Annotated in this window: 9 protein-coding genes; 5 read left to right on the forward strand and 4 right to left on the reverse strand. The window is 49.5% G+C overall.

Translation table 11 applies throughout. From position 1 onward, the window contains the following. Positions 1 to 257: 257 nt before the first annotated feature. From arsB to L9G74_RS04710, 3 genes are all read left to right on the forward strand, one after another. The gene (gene arsB / locus L9G74_RS04700) at positions 258 to 1,328 is read left to right on the forward strand and encodes an ACR3 family arsenite efflux transporter (RefSeq protein WP_275297241.1); all 1,071 of its coding nucleotides are present in this window, start codon (positions 258 to 260) and stop codon (positions 1,326 to 1,328) included. A gap of 175 nt (positions 1,329 to 1,503) precedes the next feature. Further along, positions 1,504 to 2,055 carry an NADPH-dependent FMN reductase gene (locus L9G74_RS04705; RefSeq protein ID WP_238895119.1) on the forward strand — a complete coding sequence of 184 codons (552 nt, stop codon included), beginning with the start codon at positions 1,504 to 1,506 and terminating at the stop codon, positions 2,053 to 2,055. 147 nt (positions 2,056 to 2,202) lie between these two features. Continuing rightward, positions 2,203 to 2,997: an endonuclease/exonuclease/phosphatase family protein gene (locus tag L9G74_RS04710; RefSeq protein WP_238895120.1), complete on the forward strand. Its 795-nt coding sequence runs from the start codon at positions 2,203 to 2,205 to the stop codon at positions 2,995 to 2,997. A 116-nt stretch (positions 2,998 to 3,113) separates the two neighbouring features. On the opposite strand, the gene L9G74_RS04715 is transcribed toward L9G74_RS04710, so the two are convergent. Further along, positions 3,114 to 3,725: a Yip1 family protein gene (locus tag L9G74_RS04715; RefSeq protein ID WP_238895121.1), complete on the reverse strand. Its 612-nt coding sequence runs from the start codon at positions 3,723 to 3,725 to the stop codon at positions 3,114 to 3,116. Between the two features lie 373 nt (positions 3,726 to 4,098). On the opposite strand from L9G74_RS04715, the gene L9G74_RS04720 reads away from it, so the two are divergent. Together L9G74_RS04720 and L9G74_RS04725 are read left to right on the forward strand one after the other, a co-directional pair. Then, complete coding sequence (locus L9G74_RS04720; RefSeq protein ID WP_238895122.1) at positions 4,099 to 4,488, forward strand: glutaredoxin domain-containing protein; 390 nt, start codon at positions 4,099 to 4,101, stop codon at positions 4,486 to 4,488. 174 nt (positions 4,489 to 4,662) lie between these two features. Further along, positions 4,663 to 7,416, forward strand: coding sequence for a DUF2339 domain-containing protein (locus tag L9G74_RS04725; RefSeq protein ID WP_238895123.1), 2,754 nt, complete (start codon positions 4,663 to 4,665; stop codon positions 7,414 to 7,416). A 72-nt stretch (positions 7,417 to 7,488) separates the two neighbouring features. Here the strand turns inward: L9G74_RS04725 and trpA are convergent, their stop codons facing one another. The 3 genes from trpA to trpCF are packed head-to-tail and all read right to left on the reverse strand — an operon-like array spanning position 7,489 to position 10,919. Further along, positions 7,489 to 8,289: a tryptophan synthase subunit alpha gene (trpA, locus tag L9G74_RS04730; protein ID WP_238895124.1), complete on the reverse strand. Its 801-nt coding sequence runs from the start codon at positions 8,287 to 8,289 to the stop codon at positions 7,489 to 7,491. After that, positions 8,286 to 9,485: a tryptophan synthase subunit beta gene (trpB, locus tag L9G74_RS04735; RefSeq protein ID WP_238895125.1), complete on the reverse strand. Its 1,200-nt coding sequence runs from the start codon at positions 9,483 to 9,485 to the stop codon at positions 8,286 to 8,288. Before trpB ends, trpA begins: the two co-directional genes overlap by 4 nt. A 39-nt stretch (positions 9,486 to 9,524) precedes the next feature. Further along, positions 9,525 to 10,919, reverse strand: a complete 1,395-nt coding sequence (trpCF, locus tag L9G74_RS04740) for a bifunctional indole-3-glycerol-phosphate synthase TrpC/phosphoribosylanthranilate isomerase TrpF (RefSeq protein ID WP_238895126.1) — start codon at positions 10,917 to 10,919, stop codon at positions 9,525 to 9,527. Between the last annotated feature and the right edge of the window lie 2 nt (positions 10,920 to 10,921).

Here is a 10,921-nt window from a genome sequence, read left to right on the forward strand (position 1 = left end):
GTCGTAACGGCGGCTGATTATATCGACCATAGGCGCTGTATCTCGGAGCTAGCAACAGCGAGGGCAGTACGAACAAGTCTCTGCGACATGCTGGATGTGGAAGTGATGGCAGTTTAAGGCCGCGCTAATTGCGCCGTGTATCTGAATGCGGGATTTCAACGTCAAGCACGTATAAAACACGTTTGCACCTTGTTCATAAGGCGTTTGATTTGAACAAAAATTAAACTCCAAAGATAAGCTGCCCCTAGGAGGTGGATATGAACCCGATGACTTTGGGAAATAAGACTCCCGCATTACCGAAGATGCGTTTTATTGATCGCTATCTAACATTATGGATTTTCCTTGCGATGGCGTTGGGCATCACGATTGGTGTGTTATTTCCACAAGCCGCGACGTGGACAGACAGTCTTTCCGTGGGAACCACTAACGTGCCATTGGCGATTGGATTGATTCTGATGATGTATCCACCGCTAGCCAAGGTGAATTATCGCTTATTAGGTGCCGTCACTCGCGATAAGCAGGCGATCGGTTTATCGCTGCTGATGAACTGGATTATCGGCCCGATTTTGATGTTTGCCTTGGCGCTGATTTTCTTGCACGACCAACCGGGTTATATGGTTGGCGTGATTTTGATTGGCTTAGCCCGCTGTATTGCCATGGTACTGGTGTGGAACGATATCGGTGGCGGCAATAAAGAGTACGGCGCCATGCTGGTCGCGCTCAATAGCGTCTTTCAAATTTTAACCTACAGTGTACTGGCTTGGTTGTTCATCACGGTGCTGCCGCCATTCTTTGGCCTGCAAAGTTCGCCAGTAGATATCACTATGGCAGCGATTGCCAAAACGGTAGCGTTATACCTCGGTGTGCCATTTCTGGCGGGGTTTATGGGGCGAATATGGTTGGTCAAGCTCAAAGGTGAGGCTTGGTACACCCAAGTGTATTTGCCGCGCATCTCACCGATTACCCTGATAGCACTGCTCGCGACGATTGTGCTGATGTTTAGCTTGAAGGGGGAGATGATTATCGAACTGCCGCTTGATGTATTGCGGGTGGCCGTTCCGTTAGTGATCTATTTCCTGCTGATGTTTTTTACCAGCTTTTTCATTGGTAAACGCTTAGGCATTGCCTATGACAAAAATGCCTCTATCGCCTTTACTGCAACCGGTAACAACTTTGAGCTTGCGATTGCGGTATCGGTAGCCGTGTTTGGTCTTAGTTCGCCACAAGCTTTTGCTGGAGTGATTGGGCCGTTAGTGGAAGTACCGGTGCTCATTGCCTTAGTGAATGTGGCATTGCGCATGAAACGTCGTTATCAGTTATCAGCATAAACTCTGGTGAGAGAAGATTGAGGCGAGTCATCGCCATAATCTATGACCTTATGGCAAGTGATTGATGTAATATCGATTAGTTTGTAACCGTAATTAGAGTGAACGAGGCAACTTGCAACTTTGCTAAAGTTAGCCCAAGGTAGTCAACACAATATCTGTGACAAGGAGTGACGCTATGAGTGACAGCAAACAACAGTTTGTGGTGTTAACTGGAAGCTTACGTAAAGCCTCTTTCAATGCCGTTATTGCCAATTCGCTGGCACAATTGGCCCCAGCCAATAGTAAAGTGACACAGCTCGGGTCAATTGGTGATTTTCCACTATATAACCAAGATCTACAGGAAGAGCAGGGCTTTCCCGATGCTGTGACCGAGATGGCCAAGGCAATTGCCGCCGCCGATGGTGTCATTATTGTCTCGCCTGAGTACAACTACTCGGTGCCCGGGGTATTGAAAAATGCCCTAGATTGGCTATCACGGGTATCGCCCCAGCCGTTTGCAGGTAAACCGGTGATGATTACTTCAGCATCGCCCGGCGGAATTGGCGGGGCGCGCATGCAATATCATCTGCGCCAGATCTTAGTGTTTTTTGATGCCAAAGTGATGAATAAGCCTGAAGCGATGATCGGCCAAGTTGCCAGTAAAGTGGTTGATGGTCAGTTGGTTGATGAACCAACGCGTGAGTTTTTGCAGAAACAGCTGCTTTCTTTTAGCGTATTTGCCAGTTAACCAGTATCACTGGATATTGCGGTGGTAAAACCTAAGGGCTGTTGACCTTGGCTGGATGCAACAAAGGTCAACAGCCTTAGTCTCAGCAGTAACAATTCAAAGATATTTTCAGTAAGATAGCGCGACTTTTTCATTCAGGTAAAACTTATGCGTTTAATTTCACTGTCTCGTCTACTGGCGAGTGTTGCGCTGTGTTTGGCGGCTATCGGTGCCGTTAATGCAGCTCCTATTGCTGTGATGGGCTATAACGTGGAAGGTGGTTATCTGCCCGGTGCGACAGAACCAACTGTAAGCCAATATATTCAGCAGGCACCCAAAGCTGACATCTATATGTTGAGCGAGCTGACAATTTCATGGGCGGCACCGCTAGCTAAAACCATGGGTGGCTTTAAATATATCGTGTCTAAAAATGCGGTTGAAACCACCGATGCCTTGGGCATTTTTTATAACAGCGAGCGTTTTAGCTTAGTTGAAAACACTGAGCTGGTGTTTGGCGTGCACAAATATGAGCGTCCAGCGATTATTGCTACGTTGAAAGAGAAGGCGACAGGCAAAACTTTTAAAGTTGTTGGCAATCATTTGATGCGCGGTCAAGCCGATCTACGTCAGCTACAAGCCAAAAAATTGGTGGCGTGGGCGAAGAAGCAATCAGGTACTGTGATTGCGCTCGGCGACTACAACTTTGACTATGAACTGCCTGCAGGCAAAGGCAACAAAGCCTTTAATCTGTTTATGGACAGTGGCGAGTGGCACTGGGTCAAGCCAAGCACTTTGCTCAAGTCTAATTGCGATCCGCAATACAACAGCATTTTAGATTTTGTCTTTATTCATGGCAGTTATCAGTCGGCGAGTTCAGCGATCCTGTTCCCAGAAGCAGAATACTGTATTGATGACAACCAACGTCCAGACCATCGTCCAGTGTTCGCCACGATTGAGTTGTAATTTCCGGGATTAAGATGTTGGCACAGGGACGTGCCAGTCACTGCGATATTAAGATGTAGAACGCTGACAGTAGCACAGCCGTCCTTGGCCAGTAGTTAATCTTCAACTTTGATACCCTATTTAAAAAAGGTCCACATCACACTGTTGTTGGAGCCCATGCTCCACAGCATCACCACCACGGCCAGTAAGATTTCCAGTAGTAATACTCCCCAACCTAAGGTCATCCCCGAGATAATGAAGCCCTTATCGTGGCTAATACCCAAGAACCTTGGTGTTCCTTTGTACAGCAGATAACCTGTGTAACCAACTCCCGCGCCGAGCGCCAGCAAACACACCCAAAAAATGGGGTAGATGGACACAATGCCGCTCAAAAACATCGGCGTGGCGGTATAACCGGCGAACACCACGCATTCGCTACGCGGTGGGCGACTTGGATAATGTCTTGCTAACCAATGGATTAAACTGCCGACAATCCATACCGCACCCAGCATTAATGCATAAAAGGCGATGCCAAGTGCGACACCATTGATTAACGATACTTTGTACGACTCATCACCGCCAAAGGTCCAACCAAATTGGGTGGTACCAATAAAGGAGGCGACAACCGGAATCGCAGCCAAGCCTAAAATGTGGTGCATATAGAGATGTGACACTGTCTCATGTTCAGCGCTAATTTGATGCCACTCCCGTCCGGGATGCAGCAACAACCCAAGAATGTGGTTACTCATATTTGACCTCACCATGCTGTTAACAGTAGCGAGCGAACAAAATATTGACACTCGCCAGTAAAGTGTAGGTAGCGCTCTAAAAACTGAAAAAGAACGAATAGTGATTATCAGTTACCCCGATATAGCAATAAATTAGAAGTCGCTTAGCTAATTGGTGCGTCAATGTAAGGTGGAGTGTTGCTATGTGATGGTTTTTAGCGGGGTTGGCGAGTGCGATCAATAGCGACAACATTTACGTCGTTGATATGACAAAACGAATGTCGTCAAATCGATGTTATCCACGTGCTAATCCCTCGCCACCCACCTAGCCAGACTGGTAAACTACGCGCAATTTATTGAACGCTAATATAGTTTTTGATTGTAAGGGAAACCCATGCGTATTGTAATTAGACTGTTTTTCAAATTGTTACGCCGAATTTTGACGCCATTTATGCTGATTTACGCGGAGCTTTCTAAACCTAAGCCTATTCAACGCGATGCCAGTGAACAGGCCAAAGTGGATGAACAATGCCGCGAACTCACTCTGTATCAATACAGTACCTGTCCGTTTTGCATCAAAGTGAAAAAAGAGATCCACCGTCTGGCATTGCCTATTGAACTGGCGAATGTGCTTAAAGATCAGCAGGCGCGTAGCGAATTGGAGCAGCAGGGTGGCAAGGTGCAAGTGCCATGTTTGAAAATTGTGGCGGAAAACGGCGCCACTCAGTGGCTGTATGAATCGGACGCCATTAAACACTATCTGCAACAACGTTTTGCCGCCTAAATACGGTAAGCGATATCCAACTGTCAGTTAAACGAATTTTGTTAACCGACTGGCTACAAAAAGATGATGTAAGCCAGTCGGTTAACACAGATTTGCTGGAGTAATTTGGTCAAAAGTTAGTGCAGTGTTATGCTCGCGCTAATTTCGTTTGCCATTGCAATCACAAGGACGTTTATGGAAGAGCTGTTAATACTGCTGGTGTTAGGGTTGGCAGTGCTGGCAATCTTGGCCTATTCCGAGGCCAAACAACTCGCTAAAAGAGTTAACTTAATCGCTGCGCAGAATAAATATCTTTATCAGCGGTTAGAAGCACTCAGTGCCGCAGCAAAAGACGCTGCGCCGGTCGCATCTCAATCTGAGACTGTGGCTGCCTCAGATGCCACTGCGCATGACAGTGCCGCCGCCAAAACGGCAGACGACGCTTGGTCTAAGCGAGAAATACCAAGCGATAGCGGGCCAATACCAGCAGCTACTGCGGCTCATGTACCCGCGGCAATGTCTGCCACGGCAAATACTGAGACGGTAAAAGTTGCCCCAACTCCGCCATCTTCACCAGCGCCACAACCACGTCAGCCAGCTTATGTGCACACTACGCCACAATGGCAACTTAACCTGATCCAACATTTTAAAGATAACTGGTTGGTATGGTGTGGCGGTTTAGCCTTGGTGTTTGGTTTGGGCTATCTGGTGCAATTTATTGCACATCGCGTTAATACCACGCCGACGACTCGCATCGGCATTGCGCTGTTCATTTCTCTGGCCATTGTCGGTGTCGGCGAATGGTTACATCGTAAATTCAATAATGGGCAAGCCGTTACGGGCAAGCTCGGCAAGGATTACATTCCTGCGGCTATTGTGGCGGCGGGGACCACGGGCGTGTATGCCTCTTTGGTGTTTGCTACCGTAAGTTACCAACTGCTTAGTACCTCGGTAGCGATGCTATTTATTGCGGCCACTGCGTTTTTATCACTGTTTGCCGGCATTCGCTACGGCAGTTTAATGGCGGTGTTGGGCTTGATTGGTGGCTATCTTGCGCCATTGTGGTTGTCTTCTGGTTCAGGTGCTTACTTTACGCTGTCGTGCTATGTCAGTGCTGTGTCGGCTGTCGGTTTATATGTGCTCAAACGCTGCCAATTGCCGTGGCTTTTATGGGGCGTATTTACTGGTCATATGCTGTGGATGGCACTGATCACCGTCTTTGGGACGGATATTCAGTGGTGGATGATCATCTTCTATCCGCTAAGTGCCTATTTGTTGAGTACCGTGCCAGTACAAGGCTGGACATTGCGCGGCACAACCATTATTTGTCGTGGCTTCCAGAGTTATTTTGCGCCGTTGTTGTTAAGCATGATGTTGTTGCTCAGTAGCAACATGCAACTGCTACCTAGTGGCAATTTCTCAACGGGAATTGTGTTGCTGATCTTGGCGCTGTTGCTATGGCAACCCATGCTCATGCCGCAACGCCATCGTTACCATGCGCCAGCGTTGGCGGCGTGGTTCACTTTTGTGTTGGCAAGCTCGCAATATCAGCTAGTGCACCATCATATTGCGCTACCCTTATTGGTGGGGATCATGGCCGTTTGGTGGCTACTCACTATGGCGCAAGCGTATTTAGCCAATCGCGCCGATAACAACAAGGTGAGTTACTGGTGGCTAATTGCCGGGCCGCAATTATTGATTGCCAGTTTGTTGGTGTATACCCATAACCATCTACTGCAACAGTGGTGGTTAAGCTCACTGCTCAGTGCGGTTGTTATGGCGATGTTGTTTGTCGCTGCGGTGAAAATTGGCCGTCTGCGGGCAGATTTTTCTGCCGCAATTCATGCATTACTGCTGGTTAACTCGGTGCTGTGGTTTGATGGTCCAACCTTTGGCTTACTGCTCGCTCTACAAGTGTTAGTGATTGTGTGGCAAACGGCCAAACAGCTACCTGTGATGCATGCGTTAGTGCCTAAAGCGTTGGTATCGTTATTGCTGCTGCGCTTGACCTTGCTGCCGTTCATGCCTGATTGGCACATCGGTTCATGGCCGCTGTGGTCGTTAGCTTTGGTCACCTGCATTCCACCATTGTTGGTGTTGGCATTTGCCATGCGCATCGCTCAGCGGGCCAAGCTGCTGTTGGCCGATTGGCTAGAAGGCGCGCTAATCCATATTGCGGCGCTATTGCTGTTTATTGAAAGCCATTATCTGGTCACCGGTAGTTATCTGGTGTTTAGCGATATTGACCTGGTCAGCAGTAGTTTCTGGTTAATTGAAGCATTGGGCTTGTGTGTGGTGTATGGCTACCGCCAACAACGTTGCCAGCACGCCGCGATGCAGAAATTTTATCTCGGTTACCGTCAGGTGCTGCAACTAGCGGCGGTATTTTGTGTACTGCTGATCAATCTGCAGTTTATGCCGCTATGGAGCGACAGTGTCACAGGTGCTGACTGGCCGGTAATTAATCCGCTGGCGTTAGGTTGGTTAATCCCAGGAGTGTTGTTACTGATAGCGACGCAGCGTAATTGGTTGCCAAATATACCGACCGTGGATGAGCAACAACTGAAATCGGCACGCTATGCCATAGGTGGCAGCTTAGTGGGGATTTGGCTGGTTTTGTCGATTCGTCAATTCTGGCAACCGGGCTCGCTGAATGTTGAGCTTGGTACCACTATGGCGGAATGGCTCACTTATTCAGTAACGCTGATTTTGGCCGGTTGTGCATTAACCTTTACGGGCATTCGTCAGCAGCATGCGCTGCTGCAAAAACTGGGGTTAGCGCTGTTGGGTGTGGCCGCGTTGAAAGTATTCCTCTCGGATATCGGCCATTTAGATGGCGCATGGCGGGTTGTGAGCTTCTTGGGCTTGGGATTGGCCCTAATTGGCATCGGCCGCTTGTTCCAAGTGTTAAAGCAGCGGCAAGTTGCCGTTGAATCATCTGACGCATAGCGCATATGATTGGGCAATAAAAAACGCCACAGTTGCAAATACTGTGGCGTTTTGGTCAATCAGCGGTGTGCGTTAGCTAGCCGCTTTCATGTCGGCAACAAACTTGGCCAGTTGCTCCAGCATGGCGGTGTTATCATCCAAATTAGCTTCGATGATTTTCACGACTGCCGAGCCTGAAATGACCCCGGCTGCGCCTGAGGCAATCGCCGCTGTTACTTGTTCAGGTTTAGCGATACCAAAACCGAGCAGTGGCGGTGGTGCATCAAATGCTTGTAAGGTTTTCAGCACTTCATCAACTGGCATACCGGCAGCGTTGTCGGCACCTGTAACCCCCGCACGAGACAGCAGATAGGTGTAACCTTCAGCCGCTTTGGCGACTTGCTCCAGCGTATCGTGATCTGCATTTGGCGGCGCGATAAAAATCGGCGCAATGCCAGCGGCTTTAGCGGCGGCAACAAATGGTGCGGACATTTCAACTGGCACATCAGCAATCAACACCGAATCGACCCCCGCGGCTTTAGCGCGCTGATAGAAGTTGTCGATGCCGTTAGCAAACACCAAGTTGGCATACAGCAGCAAGCCGATTGGGGTATCTGGATATTTGGCGCGAATGGTTTCAATAATTTCGAAGCATTTGCTTGGGGTGGTGCCCGCGTGCAGTGAGCGCAAGTTAGCGCCTTGGATCACTGGGCCATCAGCTAAAGGATCGGAGAACGGAAAACCCAGCTCTAAGCAATCGGCACCGTTGGCAATCAAAGTTTCGATAATGGCTAGTGACTGCGCTAAATCAGGATCACCAATGGTCACGAACGGCACAAATGCGCCCCGTTTTTGTTCAGCTAAACGGGCAAAACACTGCTGATAACGGCTCATTTGGCCTCCTGTTGACGCTTTTCCAAAATATCAGACACAGTGAAAATATCTTTGTCGCCGCGGCCAGAAAGATTAACCACCAAAATGGTCTCTTCGGTGCATTCGGCGGCGTATTTTAACGCGTAGGCGAGGGCGTGTGATGATTCCAACGCCGGAATAATGCCTTCGCAGTGCGCCAGTTTTTCAAACGCGGCTAAGGCTTCATCATCGGTGGCGGATTCATATTGGGCGCGGCCGATGCTGTACAAATAGGCGTGTTGTGGCCCAACCGATGGGAAATCCAACCCGGCAGAAATGGAGTAAGACTCTTCGATTTGACCATCTGGATCTTGCATCAATGGTGCGCGCATGCCGAGGTAAATACCGAGTTTACCGTGGCGCAGCGGTGCGCCGTGATGACCGGTTTCAATGCCTTTACCCGCAGGTTCAACACCGATGAGCTTGACGCTTTCTTCTTTAATGAAGTCGGCGAACATCCCGATAGCGTTAGAGCCGCCGCCGACACAAGCGATAACCGCATCCGGCAAACGGCCTTCTTTTTCCAGTACTTGCTGCTTGGCTTCTTCGCCAATCATCTTTTGGAATTCGCGCACAATGGTCGGGAATGGATGTGGTCCCGCGGCGGTGCCGAGCAGGTAGTGCGCTCGTTCGTAGCTGCCTGACCAGTCGCGCATCGCTTCGTTACAGGCATCTTTCAGGGTGGATGAACCTGAGGTGACCGGAATAACTTCGGCACCCATCAAGCGCATACGGAATACGTTCGGGCTTTGACGTTCAACGTCTTTGGCACCCATGTAGATGCGGCATTTCAAGCCGAGTAGGGCACAAACCAGTGCAGTAGCCACACCGTGTTGACCGGCGCCGGTTTCAGCGATGATCTCTTTTTTACCCATGCGCTGGGCTAGCAGCGCTTGACCAATCACTTGGTTGGTTTTGTGGGCGCCACCGTGTAGCAAGTCTTCGCGTTTGAGGTAAATTTTTACCTTAGGATTCGGTGACAAGTTGCGGGTCAGCGTTAGCGGTGTTGGACGGCCAGCGTAGTTGCTGAGCAGATCGCTAAATTCTTTGATGAATTCTGGATCTTGGCGGGCGTCAATAAATGCGGCTTCAAGCTGCTTTAACGCTGGCATCAAAATTTGTGGGGCATAAGCTCCGCCAAATTCGCCAAAAAACGGATCAAGTTGCATTTCACTCATGATAACTTCCTTTGTGGCCGTTTTCGTCGGCCTAATTTTTTACGCTCTGACAGCCGTCAGCGCGGCGATAATCTGTGGCGCATCTTTGATGCCGGGGGCGGTTTCCACGCCAGAATTAAAATCTAAGCCGTAAAAGCCAGCGTTAGCCGCGTCTTTAGCATTGGCGGCGGATAAACCTCCCGCCAGCATCGCTTGTGCTTTATATGGTAATGATTGCGACCAATCAAAGCGGGCACCGGTGCCCCCAAAACCGCTGGCGTTTTTACTGTCGAACAGCAGGCGGTCGGCGTTGGCTGGGATTGCGGCGATCTCAGTGGTTGCTTCAGTGCTAACCGGAATCGCTTTCCACACCTCGGTGTTTAAGCAACGCGCTTTGGTGAGTGCCTGTTTGATAGCGGTAATGTCGTGCTCAGTTTCTTCGCCATGCAGTTGCACTGCGGCAAGATCTAAGCTGGCAGCTAGCTCGGCAATGACTTCGGCGCGTTCGTTAACAAACACGCCCACCAATTGCAATTTGCGTTGGCGTGCACTATTGGCAGCGGCTAGGGCTTTGGCTTGGTCGATGCTGACTTTTCGCGGTGATTTTTCAGCGAAAATCAGGCCACCGTATATCGCACCGGCATCGGCGGCGACAGCAATATCTTCTGCGCGTGTTAAGCCACAAACTTTGTGGTGGCCCAACAGCAGTTTGCGGCAGGCCAAATCTAAATCATCTTCGCTCATCAATGAACTTCCCACCAAAAAGCCATTCACCAACGGGCTCAAACGGCGTACATCTTGATGGGTGTAGATGCCAGATTCGCTGATCACCAACATGCCGTCTGGCAATTGTGGCGCTAAACGTTCGGTGGTTTCGATGTGAGTGCTCAAGTCACGCAGATTACGGTTGTTGATGCCGACAATCGGTGCTTGCAGCGCGATAGCACGCGCGAGTTCTTCTTCGTTGGAAATTTCGGTCAGCGTATCCAACTGATATTTCGCAGCTTCGGCGGCGAGTAGTTGATATTGCTCATCATCCAATACTGACAGCATTAACAAAATGGCATCGGCGCCTTGGTGGGCGGCCAGTTTGACTTGATAAGGAGAAACGAAAAAGTCCTTGCACAGGATTGGCTGGTCGACCTTCGTCCGCACCATCGGGAGAAACGCCATATCGCCTTGGAAAAACTCTTCGTCGGTGAGCACAGATACTGCGCTGGCGTAATGACTGTAGACCTCGGCGATGGCGATCGGATCAAAATCATCACGGATGAGGCCTTTAGAAGGACTGGCCTTTTTACATTCCAAAATAAAGCCCGCTTTGTCGCCACTCAGTGCTTGGTATAGGCTGCGAGTAGAGATTTTGGGGTTAAGGCTTTCTTCTGGAAAACGCGCTTTCAGACTTTCAATATGGGCTGCTTTGGTATCGACAATTTTGGTTAATACGTTACTCATTG

Origin of the sequence: Shewanella electrica, from assembly GCF_022321485.1 — a bacterium.
Lineage (GTDB): Bacteria > Pseudomonadota > Gammaproteobacteria > Enterobacterales > Shewanellaceae > Shewanella > Shewanella electrica.